At 52.3% G+C, this 23,186-nt stretch carries 21 protein-coding genes; 12 read left to right on the forward strand and 9 right to left on the reverse strand.

The features are described from left to right. Window positions 1–8: 8 nt before the first annotated feature. From phrB to D9741_RS17135, 3 genes are all read right to left on the reverse strand, one after another. Window positions 9–1,427 carry a deoxyribodipyrimidine photo-lyase gene (phrB, locus tag D9741_RS17125; protein ID WP_130215020.1) on the reverse strand — a complete coding sequence of 473 codons (1,419 nt, stop codon included), beginning with the start codon at window positions 1,425–1,427 and terminating at the stop codon, window positions 9–11. Further along, on the reverse strand, window positions 1,424–1,933 hold the full coding sequence (locus D9741_RS17130; RefSeq protein ID WP_130215022.1) for a YbgA family protein: 510 nt from the start codon (window positions 1,931–1,933) through the stop codon (window positions 1,424–1,426). The genes phrB and D9741_RS17130 overlap by 4 nt, the downstream gene beginning before the upstream one ends. A gap of 101 nt (window positions 1,934–2,034) precedes the next feature. Then, on the reverse strand, window positions 2,035–2,241 hold the full coding sequence (locus D9741_RS17135; RefSeq protein ID WP_000424924.1) for a YbfA family protein: 207 nt from the start codon (window positions 2,239–2,241) through the stop codon (window positions 2,035–2,037). Between the two features lie 312 nt (window positions 2,242–2,553). On the opposite strand from D9741_RS17135, the gene kdpF reads away from it, so the two are divergent. Genes kdpF through kdpE form a run of 6 tightly spaced genes read left to right on the forward strand, consistent with a single transcriptional unit; the run spans window position 2,554 to window position 10,319 of the window. After that, window positions 2,554–2,643: a K(+)-transporting ATPase subunit F gene (gene kdpF, locus D9741_RS17140; protein WP_001365534.1), complete on the forward strand. Its 90-nt coding sequence runs from the start codon at window positions 2,554–2,556 to the stop codon at window positions 2,641–2,643. Further along, window positions 2,643–4,316 (forward strand): potassium-transporting ATPase subunit KdpA, encoded by a 1,674-nt coding sequence (gene kdpA, locus D9741_RS17145; RefSeq protein ID WP_130215024.1) that lies wholly within the window; start codon window positions 2,643–2,645, stop codon window positions 4,314–4,316. The genes kdpF and kdpA overlap by 1 nt, the downstream gene beginning before the upstream one ends. 22 nt (window positions 4,317–4,338) lie before the next feature. Beyond that, on the forward strand, window positions 4,339–6,387 hold the full coding sequence (kdpB, locus tag D9741_RS17150; RefSeq protein ID WP_000087947.1) for a potassium-transporting ATPase subunit KdpB: 2,049 nt from the start codon (window positions 4,339–4,341) through the stop codon (window positions 6,385–6,387). 8 nt (window positions 6,388–6,395) lie between these two features. Continuing rightward, window positions 6,396–6,968, forward strand: a complete 573-nt coding sequence (kdpC, locus tag D9741_RS17155; protein ID WP_130215026.1) for a K(+)-transporting ATPase subunit C — start codon at window positions 6,396–6,398, stop codon at window positions 6,966–6,968. Beyond that, window positions 6,961–9,645 (forward strand): two-component system sensor histidine kinase KdpD, encoded by a 2,685-nt coding sequence (gene kdpD, locus D9741_RS17160; RefSeq protein WP_001309343.1) that lies wholly within the window; start codon window positions 6,961–6,963, stop codon window positions 9,643–9,645. Before kdpC ends, kdpD begins: the two co-directional genes overlap by 8 nt. Then, complete coding sequence (kdpE, locus tag D9741_RS17165) at window positions 9,642–10,319, forward strand: two-component system response regulator KdpE (protein ID WP_130215028.1); 678 nt, start codon at window positions 9,642–9,644, stop codon at window positions 10,317–10,319. Before kdpD ends, kdpE begins: the two co-directional genes overlap by 4 nt. Before the next feature lie 172 nt (window positions 10,320–10,491). On the opposite strand, the gene pgm is transcribed toward kdpE, so the two are convergent. Both pgm and seqA read right to left on the reverse strand, forming a co-directional pair. Continuing rightward, the gene (gene pgm / locus D9741_RS17170) at window positions 10,492–12,132 is read right to left on the reverse strand and encodes a phosphoglucomutase (alpha-D-glucose-1,6-bisphosphate-dependent) (protein ID WP_130215030.1); all 1,641 of its coding nucleotides are present in this window, start codon (window positions 12,130–12,132) and stop codon (window positions 10,492–10,494) included. A gap of 28 nt (window positions 12,133–12,160) precedes the next feature. Then, the gene (seqA, locus tag D9741_RS17175; protein WP_024180018.1) at window positions 12,161–12,706 is read right to left on the reverse strand and encodes a replication initiation negative regulator SeqA; all 546 of its coding nucleotides are present in this window, start codon (window positions 12,704–12,706) and stop codon (window positions 12,161–12,163) included. A 184-nt stretch (window positions 12,707–12,890) separates the two neighbouring features. Between seqA and ybfF the strand changes: the two genes are divergently transcribed. The 5 genes from ybfF (at window position 12,891) to fur (ending at window position 15,493) form a co-directional block, all read left to right on the forward strand. Beyond that, window positions 12,891–13,655, forward strand: a complete 765-nt coding sequence (gene ybfF / locus D9741_RS17180; protein ID WP_130215032.1) for an esterase — start codon at window positions 12,891–12,893, stop codon at window positions 13,653–13,655. 139 nt (window positions 13,656–13,794) lie between these two features. After that, on the forward strand, window positions 13,795–14,088 hold the full coding sequence (gene ybfE / locus D9741_RS17185; protein WP_064528940.1) for a LexA regulated protein: 294 nt from the start codon (window positions 13,795–13,797) through the stop codon (window positions 14,086–14,088). Between the two features lie 139 nt (window positions 14,089–14,227). Continuing rightward, window positions 14,228–14,758 carry a flavodoxin FldA gene (gene fldA, locus D9741_RS17190; RefSeq protein WP_010346538.1) on the forward strand — a complete coding sequence of 177 codons (531 nt, stop codon included), beginning with the start codon at window positions 14,228–14,230 and terminating at the stop codon, window positions 14,756–14,758. 209 nt (window positions 14,759–14,967) lie between these two features. Beyond that, the gene (gene uof / locus D9741_RS17195) at window positions 14,968–15,054 is read left to right on the forward strand and encodes a fur leader peptide (RefSeq protein ID WP_010380762.1); all 87 of its coding nucleotides are present in this window, start codon (window positions 14,968–14,970) and stop codon (window positions 15,052–15,054) included. Then, entirely contained in the window at window positions 15,047–15,493 is a 447-nt protein-coding gene (gene fur, locus D9741_RS17200) for a ferric iron uptake transcriptional regulator (protein WP_000131706.1), read from the forward strand. Before uof ends, fur begins: the two co-directional genes overlap by 8 nt. 258 nt (window positions 15,494–15,751) lie before the next feature. Here fur and chiQ read toward each other — a convergent pair whose 3' ends face one another. The 4 genes from chiQ to nagE all read right to left on the reverse strand — a co-directional run bounded on the left by chiQ (window position 15,752) and on the right by nagE (window position 21,993). Next, window positions 15,752–16,078, reverse strand: a complete 327-nt coding sequence (chiQ, locus tag D9741_RS17205) for a ChiQ/YbfN family lipoprotein (RefSeq protein WP_130215034.1) — start codon at window positions 16,076–16,078, stop codon at window positions 15,752–15,754. 49 nt (window positions 16,079–16,127) lie between these two features. Then, on the reverse strand, window positions 16,128–17,534 hold the full coding sequence (gene chiP, locus D9741_RS17210; protein ID WP_130215036.1) for a chitoporin: 1,407 nt from the start codon (window positions 17,532–17,534) through the stop codon (window positions 16,128–16,130). 578 nt (window positions 17,535–18,112) lie between these two features. Next, the gene (gene glnS, locus D9741_RS17215) at window positions 18,113–19,777 is read right to left on the reverse strand and encodes a glutamine--tRNA ligase (protein ID WP_130215038.1); all 1,665 of its coding nucleotides are present in this window, start codon (window positions 19,775–19,777) and stop codon (window positions 18,113–18,115) included. 269 nt (window positions 19,778–20,046) lie between these two features. Beyond that, window positions 20,047–21,993, reverse strand: coding sequence for a PTS N-acetyl glucosamine transporter subunit IIABC (gene nagE, locus D9741_RS17220; RefSeq protein ID WP_130215040.1), 1,947 nt, complete (start codon window positions 21,991–21,993; stop codon window positions 20,047–20,049). A 333-nt stretch (window positions 21,994–22,326) separates the two neighbouring features. On the opposite strand from nagE, the gene nagB reads away from it, so the two are divergent. Further along, entirely contained in the window at window positions 22,327–23,127 is an 801-nt protein-coding gene (nagB, locus tag D9741_RS17225; protein ID WP_001237072.1) for a glucosamine-6-phosphate deaminase, read from the forward strand. The last annotated feature ends 59 nt before the right edge of the window (window positions 23,128–23,186 follow it).

A 23,186-nucleotide genomic window follows, 5' to 3' on the forward strand; every position in this document is an offset into this window, starting at 1 on the left:
CGAGTCTGTTATTTCCCCCTCCTCGCCGCCTCATACGCTGCCAGCGTTCGCAGCCTCGCCTCTTTGTGATCGACAATCGGTTGCGGATAATCCAGCTTCACACCTGCTTTCTGCGCCCACTTCCACGGCTCATGCACCGCTTTACCTAGCACATCGCGCAACTCCGGTAGCCACTGGCGGATAAACTCGCCTTCGCGGTCAAATTTCTCGCCCTGGGTTGTCGGGTTAAAAATACGAAAATACGGCGCAGCATCGGTTCCGGTAGAAGCGGCCCACTGCCAGCCGCCGTTATTGGCCGCCAAATCACCATCAATCAGTTGTGACATGAAATACCGCTCGCCTTCGCGCCAGTCGATCAGCAAATCTTTCACCAGAAAACTGGCTGTAATCATTCGCAGACGGTTATGCATCCAGCCAGTGCTGTTAAGCTGACGCATAGCAGCATCGACAATCGGATATCCCGTTTTACCTTCTTGCCAGGCTTTAAAATGGGCGGGATTGCGCTGCCACTGCACACGCTCCGTCCAGGCAATAAACGGACGATGTTTACACAGCGAAGGATAATACGTCATCAAATGGCGGTAGAACTCGCGCCAGATCAGCTCATTAAGCCAGACGCTACCCGGTCCACCTTCCAGCGCCTGCTGCTGTTCCGCCAACAGGCGATGTAAACACTGGCGAGGCGATAACCCACCCGTTGCCAGGCTGGCGGACAAACGACTGGTACCTTCTACTGCCGGAAAATCTCGTTGTTGCTCATATTCTCCGGCACCGTTCTGGCAAAACTGGCGTAATTGCGCAATCGCCGCTTTTTCTTCCACCGGGAAATGCGCGGTATCGAAAGACTGACGAGGGTAATTCAGCGTAATGGATGGCGCGGGCTTTATTGATCCGCTACTACGAACTTTTGGCGCAGCGACACACTCCGGCACACCTTCCCGCAGCCGTTTCAGCCAGGCGTTTTTAAACGGCGTAAAGACTTTGTACATCTCATGATTGCCAGTCATCACCGCCCCCGGCGGCAGGATCACGCTGTCATCAAATCCTTCACACACCACGTTACGTAGCGCTCTCTCAACCTGCACATCCCGCGCCCGCTCATGCACTTCATACTGATAGTTATAAAACAGGTGGGTAACACGATTTTCCGCGCACACCTGTTTAACTGTTTCGACGCTGGCGACAAAGTCATCCACTTCACGGAACAATAAAGGAATACCTTTTTCCGCCAGCGCTATTCGTAGCCCATTCAGTTGAGCATTGATAAGTTCAACCTGACGCGGCGACATGTTATGCGCCGCCCACTGGCGTGGTGTAGCGATATACAACGCCAGCACGCGTGCAGACGAATTGCGGCAGGCAGCTGCCAGCGCCAGATTATCGTGCAGACGTAAATCCTGGCGAAACCAGACCAGATGGATGGTCATAAAACTCCTGCATGGCGCAAATTAATCACACGCGGCCAAAGTTCGAAATAACGCTGCCCTGAAAGCCAGGCGTCAGGATAAAGCGCCATATAGTGTTTGATACGCATCAGCGGCGCAAGAAGCGGTTGCTCGCCACGGCGATAACTGTCGATAAGCGCCGCCAGCTGCTGGCGTTCTGTGGAATCAAGATGCGGGCGAAAATAACCCTGAACGTGCATCAAAACGTTGGTGTGATCGCGCGGGTTGGCGGGGTGAGAAAGCAAAACAATTATGCGTTGGCGGTACTGGTTGTAAAAATCATCCAGATTTTGCCACTGGTGAATATCAGCCACGAACGGGCCAAGTTTGCGGTATTCCGGCTGAGAATGCGCCAGAAATACGAGTTTATAGCGGCTGTGATAATCGAGAAGCGCTCCGCGCGTTAAGCCGTGTGATTTCAGTCGATGTAACTCATGAAGGGCGAAGATACGGATTAGAGTGCTGTCATCAAATCGTTGCTGATTCATTATTGCTCCTGAACGGTTTACAGGAGTAAGTGTAGACGGCGAAAAGAAAAAAACCGCCAACGTTTCCGCTGGCGGTTTTCAATGTATTCAGAACTCAGCAATCAGTAAAAATCACCGGTTGCCTTTTCGGCCTGATCCATCCACACCGGTTTGTCGCTGGTTTTCGACCAGACGCGGTGCAGGTAGCTGTAAAAGCGGGCGCGGTCTTTCCAGAAAAGCATGAAAGGCAGCGCCAGAACGCCCGCTGCAACCGCATAAGTACGGCGTAAAAAGATAAGCCATGCAGGATATTCTCTGTAGAGTTCCATACTTTTCTCCCCCTTTTGTATCTACCCGGTGAATAGCACCGGAAAAATGAATTTGTTTATCTGATGAAAATAGTACCGCCTTTTGTGTAATTTTGCTACTCATCCGACCACTTATTTTTGCCTATTGATGGTTTATTTACATTCACCGTGTAATTAAGTTACACAAAGGTTAAATTAATACTAATCATTAGTTAAATCATGGCTTTTGCCATTTTTATACTTTTTTTACACCCCGCCCGCAGATTTTTGCGAAATCTTTGCAGCCAGAATTCTACCCTTCCGGTATCACTTTTAGGCCACTGGAGGTGCACTGTGAGTGCAGGCGTGATAGCCGGCGTGTTGCTGGTGTTTTTATTACTGGGTTATCTGGTTTATGCCCTGATCAATGCGGAGGCGTTCTGATGGCTGCGCAAGGGTTCTTACTGATTGCCACGTTTTTACTGGTATTAATGGTGCTGGCGCGTCCTTTAGGCAGCGGGCTGGCGCGACTGATTAATGACATACCTCTTCCCGGTACAGCGGGCGTTGAACGTATACTCTTTCGTTTACCTGGCGTCTCTAACCGTGAGATGAACTGGAAGCAGTATCTCTCAGCCATTCTCGGCCTGAACATGCTGGGGCTTGCGGTGCTATTTTTTATGTTGCTCGGTCAGCACTATCTGCCGCTTAATCCACAGCAGTTGCCGGGGCTGTCGTGGGATCTGGCGCTGAATACTGCCGTCAGCTTTGTCACGAATACCAACTGGCAATCTTATAGCGGTGAAACCACGTTGAGCTATTTCAGCCAGATGGCGGGCTTAACGGTGCAAAACTTTCTTTCTGCCGCCAGCGGGATTGCGGTGATTTTTGCCTTCATCCGTGCGTTTACTCGCCAGAGCATGAGCACACTCGGGAATGCCTGGGTCGATCTGCTACGAATCACGTTATGGGTGCTAGTCCCTGTGGCGTTGTTGATCGCACTGTTTTTTATTCAACAAGGTGCGCTGCAAAACTTTCTGCCCTATCAGGCAGTGAATACCGTTGAAGGAGCGCAACAGCTGTTACCCATGGGGCCAGTAGCTTCTCAGGAAGCGATCAAGATGCTCGGTACTAACGGCGGTGGCTTCTTTAATGCCAACTCGTCGCATCCGTTTGAAAACCCAACCGCACTGACCAACTTCGTGCAGATGCTGGCGATCTTCTTGATCCCAACAGCGCTGTGCTTTGCCTTTGGTGAAGTGACGGGCGATCGCCGCCAGGGGCGCATGTTGCTGTGGGCGATGTCAGTGATTTTTGTCATCTGCGTAGGCGTGGTGATGTGGGCAGAAGTTCAGGGTAATCTGCATCTGCTGGCACTGGGCGCGGACAGCAGCATCAATATGGAAGGTAAAGAGAGCCGTTTCGGCGTGCTGGTCAGTAGCCTGTTTGCGGTCGTGACTACGGCGGCTTCCTGTGGCGCGGTGATAGCGATGCATGATTCGTTTACCGCTCTCGGTGGCATGGTGCCGATGTGGCTGATGCAAATTGGTGAAGTGGTGTTCGGCGGTGTCGGTTCTGGTCTTTACGGCATGATGCTGTTTGTCCTGCTGGCGGTGTTTATTGCCGGGCTGATGATTGGTCGTACACCGGAATATCTGGGTAAAAAAATCGACGTACGTGAGATGAAACTGACTGCACTGGCGATTCTGGTTACTCCAACACTGGTACTGATGGGCGCGGCGTTGGCGATGATGACCGACGCCGGACGTAGCGCCATGCTCAACTCTGGCCCGCATGGTTTTAGCGAAGTGCTGTACGCCGTGTCGTCCGCCGCTAACAACAACGGCAGCGCCTTTGCCGGATTAAGCGCCAACTCTCCGTTCTGGAACTGTTTACTGGCGTTCTGCATGTTTGTCGGTCGCTTCGGGGTGATTATCCCGGTGATGGCAATTGCCGGTTCGCTGGTGAGTAAAAAGAGCCAACCTGCCAGCTCCGGCACGCTGCCAACGCACGGCCCGCTGTTTGTTGGCCTGTTAATCGGCACCGTGTTGCTGGTTGGCGCACTGACCTTTATCCCTGCCCTGGCGCTTGGTCCGGTGGCGGAATATCTCTCCTGATGATATTGAGTGAGCACTGAATATGAGTCGTAAACAACTGGCGCTATTCGAACCAACACTTGTCGTTCAGGCGCTGAAAGAAGCGGTGAAAAAATTAAACCCGCAGGCGCAATGGCGCAATCCGGTGATGTTTATCGTTTGGATCGGCAGTCTGCTGACCACCTGTATTAGCATCGCGATGGCAAGCGGTGCGATGCCTGGCAATGCGCTGTTTAGCGCGGCAATTAGCGGCTGGCTGTGGATCACCGTACTGTTCGCTAATTTCGCCGAGGCGCTGGCAGAAGGCCGCAGTAAAGCGCAGGCCAACAGTCTGAAAGGGGTGAAAAAAACCGCTTTTGCTCGCAAGCTGCGCGAACCGAAATATGGCGCTGTGGCAGACAAAGTTCCTGCCGATCAACTGCGTAAAGGCGATATCGTACTGGTAGAAGCTGGCGATATTATCCCCTGCGATGGTGAAGTCATTGAAGGCGGCGCATCGGTCGATGAAAGCGCCATCACCGGGGAATCGGCTCCGGTGATCCGTGAATCCGGCGGCGATTTTGCCTCCGTCACTGGCGGCACGCGTATTCTCTCTGACTGGCTGGTGATTGAGTGTAGCGTTAACCCCGGCGAGACATTTCTGGATCGGATGATCGCGATGGTGGAAGGCGCACAGCGACGTAAAACGCCGAACGAGATTGCCCTGACCATCCTGCTGATTGCCCTGACTATCGTCTTTTTACTGGCAACCGCCACGCTGTGGCCGTTTTCTGCGTGGGGCGGTAATGCAGTCAGTGTAACGGTACTGGTGGCGCTGCTGGTCTGTCTGATCCCAACCACTATTGGCGGCCTGTTGTCAGCGATCGGCGTCGCCGGGATGAGTCGGATGCTGGGCGCGAATGTGATTGCCACCAGCGGACGTGCAGTTGAAGCGGCAGGTGACGTTGACGTTCTGCTACTGGATAAAACCGGCACCATCACACTCGGTAACCGTCAGGCATCGGAGTTTATCCCCGCGCAGGGCGTGGATGAAAAAACGCTGGCTGACGCCGCACAACTGGCTTCGCTGGCTGATGAAACGCCGGAAGGCCGCAGTATTGTGATCCTCGCCAAGCAACGTTTTAACCTGCGCGAGCGCGATGTGCAGTCGCTCCATGCCACCTTTGTACCGTTTACTGCGCAAAGCCGGATGAGCGGGATCAACATCGACAACCGCATGATCCGTAAAGGTTCTGTCGATGCCATTCGCCGCCATGTTGAGGCTAACGGTGGTCACTTCCCTGCCGATGTCGATCAAAAAGTCGATCAGGTTGCGCGTCAGGGAGCCACGCCGCTGGTGGTGGTGGAAGGTTCTCGTGTGCTGGGCGTTATTGCGCTGAAAGATATCGTCAAAGGCGGTATTAAAGAGCGCTTCGCCCAGCTGCGTAAAATGGGCATTAAAACGGTGATGATTACCGGCGATAACCGTCTGACTGCCGCCGCGATTGCTGCGGAAGCGGGTGTCGATGATTTTCTCGCCGAAGCGACACCGGAGGCCAAGCTGGCATTGATCCGTCAGTATCAGGCGGAAGGTCGTTTGGTAGCGATGACCGGCGACGGCACTAACGATGCTCCGGCGCTGGCGCAGGCAGATGTCGCGGTGGCGATGAACTCCGGTACTCAGGCGGCGAAAGAAGCGGGCAATATGGTGGATCTCGACTCTAACCCGACCAAGTTGATCGAGGTGGTGCATATTGGCAAACAGATGCTGATGACCCGTGGCTCGCTGACCACCTTCAGCATTGCCAACGATGTGGCGAAATACTTCGCCATTATTCCGGCGGCGTTCGCAGCAACGTATCCGCAGTTAAATGCGCTGAACATCATGCGCCTGCATTCGCCCGACTCCGCCATTCTCAGTGCGGTGATTTTCAACGCCTTGATTATCGTCTTTTTGATTCCTCTGGCGTTAAAAGGCGTGAGTTATAAACCGCTTACCGCTTCTGCCATGTTGCGCCGTAACTTATGGATTTACGGTCTGGGTGGGCTGCTGGTGCCGTTTATTGGTATCAAAGTCATTGATTTACTGCTGACCGTTTGCGGTCTGGTGTGAGGTTTACCATGGGTGGATTACGTCCGGCATTATCGACATTTATCTTTCTGTTATTGATTACTGGCGGCGTTTACCCGCTGCTGACCACCGTTCTGGGGCAATGGTGGTTTCCCTGGCAGGCCAACGGTTCGTTGATTCGTGAAGGTGATACGGTGCGGGGTTCGGCATTAATCGGGCAGAATTTTACCGGCAACGGCTATTTTCATGGTCGCCCGTCGGCAACGGCAGAAATGCCCTATAATCCACAGGCTTCTGGCGGGAGCAATCTGGCGGTCAGTAACCCTGAGCTGGATAAACTAATAGCCGCACGCGTTGCTGCATTACGGGCCACTAACCCGGATGCCAGCGCGAACGTTCCGGTTGAACTGGTGACGGCGTCGGCAAGCGGGCTGGACAATAACATCACCCCGCAAGCGGCGGCCTGGCAGATCCCACGCGTAGCGAAAGCGCGTAATCTCAGCGTTGAACAGCTCACGCAACTGATCGCAAAATACAGCCAACAACCACTGGTGAAATATATCGGCCAGCCGGTCGTCAACATTGTCGAACTCAATCTGGCGCTGGATAAACTTGATGAATAACGAACCCTTACGTCCCGACCCCGATCGTCTGCTGGAACAAACTGCCGCGCCGCATCGGGGGAAGCTGAAAGTTTTCTTCGGTGCCTGCGCAGGCGTCGGGAAGACCTGGGCGATGCTGGCAGAAGCCCAGCGACTGCGGGCGCAAGGGCTGGATATTGTGGTTGGCGTGGTAGAAACCCACGGGCGAAAAGATACCGCCGCCATGCTGGAAGGGCTGGCTGTTCTGCCGTTAAAACGCCAGGCGTACCGTGGGCGGCATATCAGCGAGTTTGATCTCGATGCCGCCCTCGCCCGCCGTCCGGCGCTGATCTTAATGGACGAACTGGCGCACAGTAATGCGCCAGGTTCTCGTCATCCTAAACGCTGGCAGGATATCGAAGAACTGCTGGAAGCTGGCATTGATGTTTTCACTACCGTCAACGTTCAGCATCTGGAAAGTCTGAATGATGTGGTCAGCGGCGTAACCGGAATTCAGGTACGGGAAACCGTGCCCGATCCTTTTTTCGATGCCGCCGACGACGTGGTGCTGGTGGACTTGCCCCCGGACGATCTGCGCCAGCGGCTGAAAGAAGGCAAAGTCTATATTGCCGGGCAGGCGGAGCGCGCCATTGAACATTTTTTCCGCAAAGGCAATCTGATCGCCCTGCGCGAACTGGCACTGCGCCGTACTGCCGATCGCGTTGATGAGCAAATGCGCGCCTGGCGGGGGCATCCTGGCGAAGAGAAAGTCTGGCACACGCGCGACGCGATCCTTTTATGCATCGGCCATAACACCGGCAGCGAAAAACTGGTCCGCGCGGCAGCGCGGCTGGCGTCACGGCTGGGTAGCGTCTGGCACGCGGTGTATGTTGAAACCCCTGCCCTGCATCGCTTACCGGAGAAAAAACGTCGGGCAATTCTCAGCGCCTTACGTCTGGCGCAGGAGCTGGGCGCGGAGACGGCAACACTTTCTGATCCAGCGGAAGAGAAAGCGGTAGTGCGTTATGCCCGTGAACATAATCTCGGCAAGATTATTCTCGGTCGCCCAGCCTCGCGCCGCTGGTGGCGTCGGGAAACGTTTGCTGACCGACTGGCGCGCATCGCCCCCGATCTCGATCAGGTGCTGGTCGCGCTTGATGAACCACCCGCCCGCACGATTAACAACGCGCCGGATAGCCGCTCTTTTAAAGACAAGTGGCGGGTACAGATTCAGGGATGCGTGGTTGCCGCCGCGTTATGCGCCGTTATCACCTTAATTGCCATGCAGTGGCTGATGGCGTTTGATGCCGCCAACCTGGTGATGCTGTATCTACTTGGCGTGGTGGTGGTGGCGCTATTTTATGGACGCTGGCCTTCGGTGGTTGCTACCGTCATTAATGTGGTGAGTTTCGATCTCTTTTTTATCGCCCCACGCGGCACGCTCGCCGTCTCTGATGTGCAATATCTGCTGACCTTCGCGGTGATGTTAACCGTCGGGCTGGTGATCGGGAACCTTACTGCGGGTGTGCGTTATCAGGCGCGGGTAGCCCGTTACCGCGAGCAACGCACACGGCACTTATATGAAATGTCGAAAGCTCTGGCAGTGGGCCGCAGTCCACAGGACATCGCCGCCACCAGCGAACAATTTATTGCCTCCACGTTTCATGCCCGCAGTCAGGTGCTGTTACCCGATGACAACGGTAAATTGCAGCCGTTAACACATCCGCAAGGAATGACGCCGTGGGACGATGCTATCGCGCAGTGGAGTTTTGATAAAGGCCTGCCTGCGGGTGCGGGCACCGACACGTTACCCGGTGTACCGTACCAGATTTTGCCGTTAAAAAGCGGCGAGAAAACCTACGGACTGGTGGTGGTGGAACCGGGGAATCTGCGTCAGTTGATGATCCCGGAACAGCAGCGCCTGCTGGAGACGTTTACGCTGTTAGTTGCCAATGCCCTTGAGCGGCTGACGCTGACCGCCAGCGAAGAACAGGCGCGGATGGCAAGCGAACGAGAACAGATCCGCAACGCCCTGCTGGCGGCGCTTTCGCACGATTTACGCACTCCGCTTACAGTGCTGTTTGGTCAGGCTGAAATCTTAACGCTCGATCTGGCAAGCGAAGGATCGCCCCACGCCCGTCAGGCCAGCGAGATTCGTCAGCATGTGCTGAACACTACCCGACTTGTGAATAATCTACTGGATATGGCGCGAATTCAGTCCGGCGGCTTTAATTTGAAGAAAGAGTGGTTAACGCTGGAAGAAGTGGTCGGCAGCGCGCTGCAAATGCTGGAACCGGGTTTATCGTCACCAATCAATCTTTCTCTGCCAGAACCGCTGACCTTAATCCACGTTGACGGGCCACTCTTTGAACGGGTGCTGATTAATCTGCTGGAGAACGCGGTGAAATACGCGGGGGCGCAGGCCGAAATTGGTATCGATGCCCACGTTGAGGGCGAAAATCTACAACTGGATGTCTGGGATAACGGCCCCGGTCTTCCGCCAGGCCAGGAGCAGACGATATTTGATAAGTTTGCTCGCGGGAATAAAGAGTCGGCGGTGCCGGGTGTAGGGCTTGGGCTGGCAATTTGTCGGGCGATAGTGGATGTACACGGCGGCACCATTACCGCGTTCAACCGACCGGAAGGTGGTGCCTGTTTTCGTGTTACACTTCCCCAGCAAACTGCCCCTGAACTTGAAGAATTTCATGAGGATATGTGACAAACGTTCTGATTGTTGAAGATGAACAGGCTATTCGTCGCTTTCTGCGCACGGCGCTGGAAGGCAACGGGATGCGCGTCTTTGAGGCCGAAACGCTGCAACGTGGCTTGCTGGAAGCGGCAACCCGTAAGCCAGATTTGATTATTCTCGATCTCGGCCTGCCCGATGGTGATGGGATTGAGTTTATCCGCGACCTGCGCCAGTGGAGCGCGGTGCCGGTGATTGTGCTTTCCGCACGCAGCGAAGAGAGCGATAAAATCGCCGCGCTGGATGCCGGAGCGGATGATTATCTGAGTAAGCCGTTTGGCATTGGCGAATTGCAGGCCCGTCTGCGCGTCGCATTACGCCGCCACTCAACTACCACCGCGCCCGAGCCAGTGGTGAAATTTTCCGATGTTACCGTCGATTTAGCCGCCCGGGTGATTCACCGGGGTGAGGAAGAAGTACATCTAACACCGATTGAGTTCCGTCTGCTGGCCGTGCTGCTCAACAATGCCGGAAAAGTGCTCACCCAGCGCCAGCTCCTTAACCAGGTGTGGGGGCCAAACGCGGTCGAACACAGTCATTATTTGCGTATTTATATGGGACATCTGCGACAAAAACTGGAACAGGATCCCGCTCGCCCCCGCCATTTCATTACTGAAACCGGTATTGGGTATCGGTTTATGCTTTAGGGGTTGAAATGCCGGATGCGGCGTGAACGCCTTATCCGGCCTACGAAATCTACAAAATCGCGCAAATTCAATATATTGCACCATCCTCGTAGGCCTGATAAGCGTAGCGCATCAGGCAGTCATAAGTAAAAAAGGGCGATCTTCCGACCGCCCTTTTTCTTATTTAATGTGATTACGCGTTTTTCAGAACTTCGCTAACAATCTCAACCGCTTCTTTCTCAATCTGCTTACGATGTTCTTCACCAAGGAAGCTTTCGCAGTAGATCTTATATGCGTCTTCGGTGCCTGACGGACGCGCGGCGAACCAGCCGTTGTCCGTCATCACTTTCAGCCCGCCGATAGAAGCACCGTTGCCAGGCGCTGCGGTCAGGCGCGCGGTAATCGGGTCACCTGCCAGGGTGCTGGCGCTCACCATTTCCGGAGACAGCTTAGACAGCGCCGCTTTTTGTGCGGAAGTCGCTGCTGCCTGCAAACGGTTATAGCTCGGCGCACCAAAGCGTTTTGCCAGTTCGTTGTAGTGTTCCTGCGGGTTCTTACCGGTGATAGCAGTGATTTCCGCCGCCAGCAGACACATAATGATGCCGTCTTTATCGGTGGACCACGGCGTGCCGTCGAAACGCAGGAAGGAAGCCCCCGCGCTCTCTTCGCCGCCAAAGCCGAAGCTGCCGTCGAACAAACCATCAACAAACCATTTGAAACCTACCGGTACTTCTACCAGCTTACGGCCCAGGTCATTGACCACACGGTCGATCATCGCAGATGAAACCAGCGTTTTACCGACGGCAACATCTTTGCCCCACTGCGGACGATGCTGGAACAGGTAGTTAATCGCCACCGCCAGGTAGTGGTTCGGGTTCATCAAACCAGCCGGAGTGACGATACCGTGACGGTCATAATCCGGGTCGTTGGCAAACGCCAGATCAAACTTATCACGCAGCGCCAGCAGGCCCGCCATCGCACACTCAGAGGAACAGTCCATACGGATTGCGCCGTCTTTATCGAGGTGCATAAAGCGGAAGGTTTGATCGACCTGATCGTTAACAATGGTCAGGTTGAGGTTGTAATACTCGCCAATGCGCTTCCAGTATTCGATACCGGAACCGCCCAACGGATCAACACCCAGCGTCAGGCCAGCTTTCTGAATCGCTGCCATATCAACGATATCGGCCAGACCTTCTACGAACGGTTGCACCAGATCTTGCTCTTTCACATGACCAGATGCCATCGCTTCGTCGAGGGAGATACGCTTCACGCCTTTCAGGCCATCGGCCATCAGTGCGTTGGCTCTGTCTTCCACCACTTTAGTGACGTTGGTATCAGCCGGGCCACCATTTGGCGGGTTGTACTTGATACCACCGTCTTCCGGCGGGTTATGGGACGGCGTAATCACGATACCATCTGCCAGCGGTCCACCTTTTTTATTGTGAACCAGAATGGCATTAGAGACGGCAGGTGTCGGAGTGAAGCCATTGTTTTCCTGCACAATAACGTCTACCCCGTTCGCTGCCAGCACTTCCAGTACAGAAATAAACGCAGGTTCGGACAGGGCGTGAGTATCTTTACCCACATAGCAAGGGCCAGTGATGCCGTTTTTCGCCCGTTCTTCGGCAATCGCCTGAGCAATAGCCAGAATATGCGGCTCGTTAAAGCTATGGCGCGCTGCACTGCCACGGTGACCGGAAGTACCGAATTTCACCGCGTGCTCCGCATTCCCTGCTTCTGGTTTCAGTACATAATATTGCGCCGTCAGTTGGGCGACGTTTATCAAATCACTCTGCTGTGCAGGTTGGCCTGCACGATTGTGGATTGCCATTGCTTTGTCCTTTATCTGCAACGTTGTTTTAAATTGTCCCGCAAACCTTTTCAATCAATTCCGCCGGGAATTGCATCGACTGCATGATGTGTTCAATCATGCTGCATTTACGGCCAGTGTTAGTGTTGGTGATCACCCAATACGGCGTGCCTGGCACATGCTTCGGCTTGGTCTGATTACCATTTTTCAGCAGCGTCTGTTCATCTGCTGCAAAGTAAACGCGCGTGCGGCCGTGCAACGATTCCGTTGCCTCGGCAAACGCCTGGGCGTCAAGAGAATATAGTGTAGACAACAGCAGCATAAAGCGATTGACCGCTCGCTTTTGCTCTGCGTATTCATCGGAAAGCAAAAGTTCACGCATCGCGCGCACTTTGTCTTTCACCGTTTTGATCGGCTTCGCTTCGACGATAGCAGGCGACGCAATGCGAACCTCTTTCGTCACCGGAGCAGCAGGCTGTGATGCGGCGGAAAATTTCAACATACGCCGTAAAATGTCGGATGCGCTCTCGCCGATATGCTTAGTGTGGCTGGCAATATAGCTGTAGAGTTCATCATCAACTTCAATCGTTTTCATCTTAATCCAGTGCGGTGTCTTAGCTGAATACAAGTCGCCAGGAGTATATGAATAAATCCCGGCAGCGGATAGCGTCAAGCCTGGCTTGCAGAAAAAATCGGATTAAACCTTATCTGTTGCAGCCCTGTGGCACAATGGTCAACATAATACCCTAACCCAACTACTCGAAAAAAAGAACTTTGCCATGAAATTGAATATCCGCGCGCAATCTGCACAAAATCAGCATAATAATTCTCCCATCGTCCTCGTCCACGGGTTGTTTGGTAGCCTTGACAACCTCGGCGTGCTGGCGCGCGACCTGGTAAACGATCACAATATCATCCAGGTTGATATGCGTAACCACGGACTTTCGCCACGAGATCCACATATGAATTACCCGGCGATGGCCCAGGATCTTGTTGATACTCTGGATGCGCTGCAGATCGATAAGGCGACATTTATTGGTCACTCAATGGGGGGTAAAGCTGTGATGGCACTGACCGCGTTGGCGCCCGATCGCATCGAGAAACTGGTAGCGATCGATATCGCGCCGGTGGATTATCACGTACGCCGTCATGATGAAATTTTCGCAGCTATCAACGCGGTCAGTGGATCCGACGCGCAAACGCGCCAACAGGCCGCTGTAGTGATGCGCCAATATATTAATGAAGAGGGCGTGATTCAATTCCTGCTGAAATCTTTTGTTGACGGTGAGTGGCGTTTTAACGTGCCAGTATTATGGGATCAGTATCCACATATTGTTGGCTGGGAGAAAATTCCGGCATGGAACCACCCTGCTCTGTTTATTCCTGGCGGCAATTCCCCGTATGTTACTGAACAGTATCGTGATGATTTGCTGGCGCAATTCCCACAAGCACGGGCGCATGTCATTGCAGGCGCGGGTCATTGGGTACACGCAGAAAAACCGGATGCTGTGCTGCGGGCTATCCGTCGCTATCTTAATGATTAACGCAACTGATTAAAAACTCAGCGTCCGCGCGGCATTCCGCGCGTGGGCGTTGGCGAGATTCCTCACGCTGTTGTATTATGGCGGGCTATCCATCCGGGCAGGCGCCTGGCTGATTGTTTCCCCCGAAGTCACCAAGATCATGGCCAAAGAACAAACGGACCGTACGACATTAGATCTGTTCGCGCACGAGCGTCGACCGGGACGACCGAAAACCAATCCGCTTTCGCGCGATGAACAGCTGCGTATTAATAAACGCAACCAGCTAAAACGCGACAAAGTACGTGGCCTTAAGCGTGTCGAACTGAAGCTGAACGCGGAAGCTGTCGAGGCGCTGAACGAGCTGGCGGAGTCGCGCAATATGAGCCGTAGCGAACTGATCGAAGAGATATTGATGCAGCAACTGGCGGCGCTGCGTAATCAGGGCATCGTTTAAATATCCACTTTCGTGTAGCACAGTGTGCAGTCCTGCTCGTTTGCTGATTCCGCAAGACTGCCTGTTCTGCTATGATTGCCTTTATCCGTGGGCAATTTGCCACCCCCATTTCAATAAGTTTCAAGAGGTTATTTCACTCATGGCTATCACTGGCATCTTTTTCGGCAGCGACACCGGTAATACCGAAAATATCGCAAAAATGATTCAAAAACAGCTTGGTAAAGACGTTGCCGATGTCCATGACATTGCAAAAAGCAGCAAAGAAGATCTGGAAGCTTATGACATTCTTCTGCTGGGCATCCCAACCTGGTACTATGGCGAAGCACAGTGTGACTGGGACGACTTCTTCCCGACTCTCGAAGAGATTGATTTCAATGGTAAACTGGTTGCGCTGTTTGGCTGTGGCGACCAGGAAGATTACGCAGAATATTTCTGCGACGCCTTAGGCACCATTCGTGACATCATTGAACCGCGCGGTGCGACCATTGTTGGCCACTGGCCAACTGCGGGCTACCATTTCGAAGCATCAAAAGGTCTGGCGGATGATGACCACTTTGTCGGCCTGGCTATCGACGAAGACCGTCAGCCAGAACTGACCGCCGAACGTGTAGAAAAATGGGTAAAACAAATTTCTGAAGAACTGCATCTCGACGAAATTATCAATGCCTGATGTACTGCGGCGTAGACTCATGTCTACGCCGTATTAATAGATAATGCCAATCAAAATAATTGCTACAAATTTGTAACTTTTGCCGTAGTACCTGTACAATGTTCCAGTATTGAAGTGGCCTTACCGATGTAAATGTAAGCTAAGCCACGTTTTTATTAACAATATTTGCCAGGGACTTGTAGTTTTCATTTAGGCATGGCAAATCTATAATGATACGCATTATCTCAAGAGCAAATTCTGTCACTTCTTTTAATGAAGTGAACCGCTTAGTAACAGGACAGATTCCGCATGACTGATAACAATACCGCCCTAAAGAAAGCTGGCCTGAAAGTAACGCTTCCACGTTTAAAAATCCTGGAAGTTCTTCAGGAGCCGGACAACCATCACGTCAGTGCGGAAGATTTATACAAACGTCTGATCGATATGGGTGAAGAAATTGGTCTGGCTACGGTATATCGCGTACTGAACCAGTTTGACGACGCCGGTATCGTCACCCGCCACAATTTTGAAGGCGGTAAATCCGTATTTGAACTGACTCAACAACATCACCACGATCACCTGATCTGCCTCGACTGTGGCAAGGTTATCGAGTTTAGTGATGAATCTATCGAAGCGCGTCAGCGTGAAATTGCCGCGAAGCATGGCATTCGCCTGACTAACCATAGTCTCTATCTTTACGGTCACTGTGCCGAAGGCGATTGCCGCGAAGATGAGCACGCGCACGAAGGCAAATAAGTCAGCCTGAATGAGAAAAAGCCAACCTACGGGTTGGCTTTATATTGTTGGCATAATACGCTTTGTTCGTGCCGGATGCGGCGTGAACGCCTTATCCGGCCTACAAATCAGCTCAAATTCAATATATTGCATAAAAAGGTAGGCCTGATAAGCGCAGCGCATCAGGCAAATTGGCGTTTGCCATAAGTCTCAAGCCAACCTACGGGTTGGCTTTTTTTATACAAGGGAAATAAGAAAAGCGAGAGTTACAGCCCTCACTTATTTGTTATTACTGCGAATTTCCTGCCAGACCTTATCACAATCGGCTCTCACTGCCTGGTCATTACCGGTTTGCGTTGCCTGGATGCACTGCTGATAATCCAGCACGCGGACACTTTCCTGCTCGGCAAATTGCTGATGTTGTTTCTCTTTCTTCAGCACGTTTAACACGCTCTGACAGGCTTCAATTTTTTCCGGCGAACCTTGCGCGGTATTGATACAGGCGCTGTACGCCTCTTTCAGGCGGCTGTCTTCCTGTGGCGCGGTTGATTGCGCACAAGCCACCAGCCCCGATGCCATCATGGCGATGAGAATCAGTTTTTTCATAGCGAATTCCTCAAATGTGCGGCAGGCACAAAACCTGCCGCATCGGGCATCAGAAGATGGTGAATGGTGCGATTACCATGAATTTCACGTCGCGCTCATCCTGGAAGATGTTACCGTAACCGCCGCCCCAGCTTGGGATGTCGGAGTGGTTGTCGTATTCGGTGAAGTGCAGTTTGAACATCGTGCCCTTGGCACGACCGTCCTGAATGGTGTAGACCGCATCCAGGCTGTATGCAGACTCTTCAATAGTCCGGTTCTTGTCGTAGTACGCATCCGGATTGCTCTGCCAGGTCGCAGGTTTAGCATCCCATGCGTAAACGTAGGAGGCGCCGATGGCGAAGCCTGGAAGATTCCAGTTTTTCAGGTCATACATCGCGCCGAAGAAGACCGCTTTTTCGCCGTTGGCGTTAAAGTCAGAACGGTTATCCCACCAGATATCCAGGCGACCGTTCGAGGAAGCGTAGGTTGGAGTCATACGTTGCAGGAAGTATCCCTGCTGACCGTCAGCTTTAACCCAGGTGCCTTCCAGACGCAAATCCACTACGTCAGCCGCCCGGTAACCAAAGGTCAGCGCCTGCAGCCAGGCGGTGCCATCATAAAGATCGTTGACGCTACGATCGTCAACTTTATCGCGCGTACCGTAGAACTGGTAGCTGGCGGTTAGCGGGCTACCGGCGATATCAAATTTATAGCTGGCTTTGGCAAAGTACTGATCGATATACCCTTCCGCCTGACCAAACGCCGCTTCCAGCACGAAGTTATTTTTGAAGTCGTATTTCGCACCGATGGAGTGCAGATAATCAACTTTGGTGGTTTTATCATTCTGATAAAACTCATCCATTTCCAGATGCCACGGCGCTTTGTATTCGTTGGTCCACATGTAGGAGAAACTCAACGCACCAGCATCGCCGTAATCAAAATTCGCCCCGGCTTCCGCACCCTGATAAGTACCCGGCATAAAGCTCCAGTGCGGCGCTAACAGCGTTTGACCAGTTGGCTGAATGTAACCTGCCCTCGCCCACACCGGACCGTATTTAAATTTGGCCGCTGCTTTATACAGGCTTATACCACTTTTATCGCCGGACCAGTCTTCGTCATAGGCTTTATTACTTTTTGAAAACGCGATTTCGTTCGGGTGAGAGCTGTCGCCGTTTTCCGCCATTTCAATCGCCGTAAACGCGGCAATATCAAGGCCGAACATATCAGCAGCATAACCGGACTGAAAATCGAGGTTGGCGTTCCAGGTGGAGTGAGAAAGGTTGGTTTTGTATTTGTCGCCGTCGGTAACATCTTTACGGTCACGTTCACGCTGCCAGTAATAGATACCGCCGGTTAAGGTTGAATCGTCGATGAATCCTTCGGCGCGAGCCTCCGGCATTGCCACCAGGCCCGACATTGCTGTAACACCGGCGATAGCCAGCGCCAGCGTACTACGTTTGCCACTAAACGTACGCATGGGTTAATCCTCTTTGACGTATAAATTGCTGCACCACAGGTGAACAGCGAAAAAAATAAAAATTAAAAAAGTAGCGTTGAGAAAAGTCTCGCTGACTACAGGAATAGACTATTTTTCGCGACGCGAATTATCAATCTCTTTCTGTAACGAGAATGTAAGAACATGAGCAACCGCACATATTTTGATGATTTTTGTTACAAGGTTTAAATTTGTAGTAGAAAGGCTTGTATAAGAATAAAAGCGTGAATTTCCAGCAAGATGAAAGCGGTTACATTTTATTTAATTATGATTTGTAATTTTAAATTTGTTTTATAAATAAATTACAAAGCGGAATTAATTCGCGAAGAAAAGCAGAAAAAACGCCGCTGAATGCGGCGTTTTGGATTGTTTGCATGTTTCTTGCCGGATGCGACGTGAACACCTTATCCGGCCTACAAAAGCACGCAAATTCAATATATTGCAGAGATCATGTAGGCCTGATAAGCGTAGCGCATCAGGCAATTTAGCGTTTGAAACTGTTTGTCTGTTCCTTGCCGGATGCGGCGTAAACGCCCCATCCGGCATAGCGAAACTTAAAATTACTCGCCTACTTTCGCCCAGGTATCACGCAGTCCAACGGTGCGGTTAAATACCGGTTTTTCCGCTGTGGAATGGCGGCTGTCGAGGCAGAAGTAGCCTTCGCGCTCAAACTGGAATGCTTTACCTGCCACCGCATCTTTCAGAGACGGTTCAGCAAAGCCCTGTTTGATGACCAGAGAATCCTGGTTAATCACCGACAGGAAATCATCCGCAGCGCCTGGATTCGGCACACTGAACAGGCGATCGTACAGGCGGATTTCAACCGGCAGCGCATGTGCCGCGCTTACCCAGTGAATAACGCCTTTGACTTTACGACCATCAGCCGGATCTTTGCTTAAGGTGTCGGCATCGTAAGTACAGAAGATGGTGGTGATATTGCCTTCGGCATCTTTCTCCACGCGTTCTGCCTTAATGACATAAGCATTACGCAGACGCACTTCTTTACCCAGCACCAGACGCTTGTACTGCTTGTTAGCTTCTTCGCGGAAATCGGCGCGATCGATCCAAATCTCACCGCTAAACGGCACCTGACGGCTGCCCATTTCCGGTTTATTCGGATGGTTCGGCATGGTGACCATTTCGCCTTCGCCCTGATAGTTTTCGATAACCAGTTTCACCGGGTCGATAACCGCCATTGCACGCGGCGCGTTCTCGTTAAGATCTTCACGAATGCAGGATTCCAGCGATGCCATCTCAATGGTGTTGTCCTGCTTGGTCACGCCAATGCGTTTGCAGAACTCACGAATAGAAGCCGCAGTGTAACCACGACGACGCAGACCGGAAATGGTCGGCATACGCGGATCATCCCAACCTTCTACGTGCTTGTCGGTGACCAGTTGGTTCAGCTTACGCTTGGACATCACGGTGTATTCCAGATTCAGGCGCGAGAATTCGTACTGGCGCGGATGAACAGGAATGGTGATGTTGTCCAGTACCCAGTCGTACAGACGGCGGTTGTCCTGGAACTCCAGCGTACACAGAGAGTGCGTAATGCCTTCCAGCGCATCGCTGATGCAATGGGTGAAGTCGTACATCGGGTAGATGCACCACTTGTTGCCGGTCTGGTGGTGTTCAGCAAACTTAATGCGGTACAGCACCGGATCGCGCATCACGATAAACGGCGAAGCCATGTCGATTTTCGCGCGCAGGCAGGCTTTACCTTCTTCAAAACCGCCGGTACGCATTTTCTCGAACAGCGCCAGGTTCTCTTCAACGCTGCGGTCGCGGTACGGGCTGTTTTTACCCGGCTGCGTCAGGGTGCCGCGGTATTCGCGGATCTGTTCCGGTGTCAGTTCATCAACGTACGCCAGGCCTTTATTGATCAGTTCAACAGCATAGGCGTGGAGCTGATCAAAATAATCGGAGGAGTAACGGACGTTACCAGACCAGTGAAAACCTAACCACTCAACGTCGTTTTTGATCGAATCGACATACTCGATATCTTCTTTTACCGGGTTAGTGTCGTCGAAACGCAGGTTGCACTGGCCTTTATAGTCCTGGGCGATCCCGAAGTTCAGGCAGATAGATTTCGCATGGCCAATATGCAGATAGCCATTAGGCTCCGGCGGGAAACGGGTGTGTACTGTGGTGTGCTTACCACTGGCCAGATCTTCATCGATGATCTGACGAATAAAGTTAGTCGGGCGGGCTTCTGCCTCACTCATCGTGGATTCCTCAAAGCGTAAACAACGTATAACGGCGTATGATCTTATAAGCGGGACAGGCTGACAACTGTTAGTTAGAGAAAATCGAAAAATCTAACAAAAATTATGGGGATAGTTGATGAAAAAAAAAGCGGCAGAGAAGATCTCCACCGCTTTTGCCAGTCCTGCGTCATTGTTGGATGTGAGGCTTATGCGTCTTATCCAACCTACACAGCGCTTTTGTAGCGCCTGATAAGACGCGTCAAGCGTCGCATCAGGCATAAAGCAGATTACTTTTTGATTTCATACAGCGGTGTTTGACCCGCCACAACATGGCCCTGAGCTTTAATGATCAAGCCGCTGAAATCGTCGATATTGCTGCAAACCACCGGGCTAGTCATCGAGCGGGCGTTAGCGTTCAGGTAATCCAGATCCATTTCCAGAATCGGTTGCCCTGCGCTTACCTGCGCGCCCTCTTCCACCAGACGTTTAAAGCCTTTACCTTCCAGCGCTACGGTGTCGATACCCATGTGGACGACGATCTCTGCGCCTTTTTCAGTTTCAAGGCAGAACGCGTGGTTGGTGTTGAAGATTTTCACGATGGTTCCCGCCGCTGGTGATACAACGATTTTATCCGTCGGTTTCACCGCCACACCGTCGCCCACGGCTTTGCTGGCGAACGCTTCGTCTGGCACCTGATCCAGTGCGACAACATCACCGGTAATTGGCGATACCAGCTCAGCGATAGACACTGCGTTTGGTACAGCCTGCGGTTTCGCTACCGGAGCGGCAGTTGCCGGAGCAGCTTCAGCAGAAGCAGCAGCTACCGGGCCACGAGCAACGACTTTCTTCATCGCATCGCCGATGGATTCTGCTTTCGCGCCGACAATCACCTGGATGGTCTGTTTGTTCAGTTTCACCACACCAGAGGCCCCCAGACGTTTACACATCGCATCGTTGACACGTGCTGAGTCAGCCACAGTCAAGCGCAGACGAGTAATACAGGCGTCAATCGCTTTTAGATTGTCACTACCACCAACTGCCGCAATGTAGTTGGTTGCCAGTTGAGTTAAGCCTTCTTCGGTATTGCTGTTCGCTTCTTCAGTAACGATCTCGTCATCTTTATCTTCACGACCTGGCGTTTTTAGGTTGAACATACGGATAACCGCACTGAACACCACAAAGTAGATAGCGAAGAAAACAACGCCCATCACCAGCAGCATCCAGACGTTCTGGCTGGCTGCTGGCAGGTTGTACATCAACGCGTAGTCGATAGCGCCCGCAGAGAAGGAGAAGCCCGCGTGGATCCCCAGTAACGTTGCCACAAACAGACTGATACCCGTCAGCAGTGCGTGCAGGAGGTACAGCAGCGGAGCAAGGAACATAAACAGGAATTCCAGCGGCTCAGTCACACCGGTCAGGAACGCGGTGATAGCAACAGAAAGCAGCATCCCGCCAACCATCGGGCGACGCTCTTTCGGTGCTGCGAAGTACATCGCCAGCGCCGCACCTGGCAGACCGAACATCATGATCGGGAAGAAGCCAGACATGAACATCCCCGCAGTGCCGTCGCCCGCATAGAAGCGGTTGATGTCACCGTGGAAAACCGTACCCGCAGAGTTGGTGAATTCACCAATCTGGAACCAGGCGATGGTATTCAGTACCTGATGCAGACCGGTTGGGATCAGCAGACGGTTGATGAAACCAAAGATACCGGAACCCAGCGCGCCCGCAGAAACGATCCACTCGCCGCCTGCATGGATAGCGTGCTGTACCGGCGGCCAGACGTAACCAAAAATGGCTGCCAGCACCAGGCAGAAGAAGCCGGTGGCGATCGGCACAAAACGTTTGCCGCCGAAGAAGCTCAGGAAGTCCGGCAGTTTAATATCAGACCAACGGTTATAGGCTGCACCACCGACCAGACCGGTAATGATACCTGCCAGAACCCCCATGTTAATTTCTGGGTTGATGGTCACCATCGCTTTAGTTAACACAAAGTAACCAACCGCACCCGCCAACGCAGCTGCACCTGCACTGTCTTTGGACCAGCTGGAGGCCACGCCGATCGCAAAGATCAACGCCAGGTTATCAAAAATCGCGCCGCCTGCCTGGGCAATAAACGCAACATTAAGTAAATCTGGCTGGCCGAATCGCAGCAACAGTGCCGCCACCGGCAGCACCGCGATAGGGAGCTGTAACGCCCTACCGAGTCGCTGGAAAAAACCTAAAATATTCATCTTATTCCCCCTACGAGAACCCTATTTGGCTAGTTTAAAGCCGTATTTTTATTTTGCAGCAAATTGTACTGCCGATGTTCTGTAATCATATTGTTAGATCATCTGCTACAGAGTGTGTGAAAATTTAATTCGTACCGCAAATTAAACGCGCGTCTTTTGTGAGTTTTGTCACCAAATATCGTTATCATTACTCCCTTTTACTGGCTAAACCAGAAAACTTATTTTATCATTCAAAAAATCAGGTCGGATTGACGCCTGTCTGCGCAAATCCAGGTTACGCTTAAAGATGCCTAATCCGCCAACGGCTTACTTTTTACTTACTTGAGGTGAATAATGAGACTGATCCCCCTGACTACCGCTGAACAGGTCGGCAAATGGGCTGCTCGCCATATCGTTAATCGTATTAATGCGTTCAAACCGACAGCCGATCGTCCGTTTGTGCTTGGCCTGCCGACTGGCGGCACGCCGATGACCACCTATAAAGCGTTAGTCGAAATGCATAAAGCAGGCCAGGTCAGCTTTAAGCACGTTGTCACCTTCAACATGGACGAATATGTCGGTCTGCCGAAAGAGCATCCGGAAAGCTACTACAGTTTTATGCACCGTAACTTCTTCGATCACGTTGATATTCCAGCAGAAAATATCAACCTTCTCAACGGCAATGCCCCGGATATCGACGCCGAATGCCGCCAGTATGAAGAAAAAATTCGCTCTTACGGTAAAATCCATCTGTTTATGGGTGGTGTAGGTAACGACGGTCACATTGCATTTAACGAACCAGCCTCTTCTCTTGCCTCTCGCACCCGTATCAAAACCCTGACACATGACACTCGCGTCGCAAACTCTCGTTTCTTTGATAACGATGTTAATCAGGTGCCAAAATATGCGCTGACCGTAGGTGTGGGTACACTGCTGGATGCCGAAGAAGTGATGATTCTGGTGCTGGGCAGCCAGAAAGCACTGGCACTGCAGGCTGCCGTTGAAGGTTGCGTTAACCACATGTGGACCATCAGCTGTCTGCAACTGCATCCGAAAGCGATCATGGTGTGCGATGAGCCTTCCACCATGGAGCTAAAGGTTAAGACTTTAAGATATTTCAACGAATTAGAAGCAGAAAATATCAAAGGTCTGTAATTGTTATCCCTGCCCTGACGCCTTGCTCAGGGCATTATTATTTTTGAAATCGGGGGTCG

Source organism: Escherichia sp. E14V7 (assembly GCF_004212225.1).
In the GTDB taxonomy this organism is placed as follows: Bacteria; Pseudomonadota; Gammaproteobacteria; order Enterobacterales; family Enterobacteriaceae; genus Escherichia.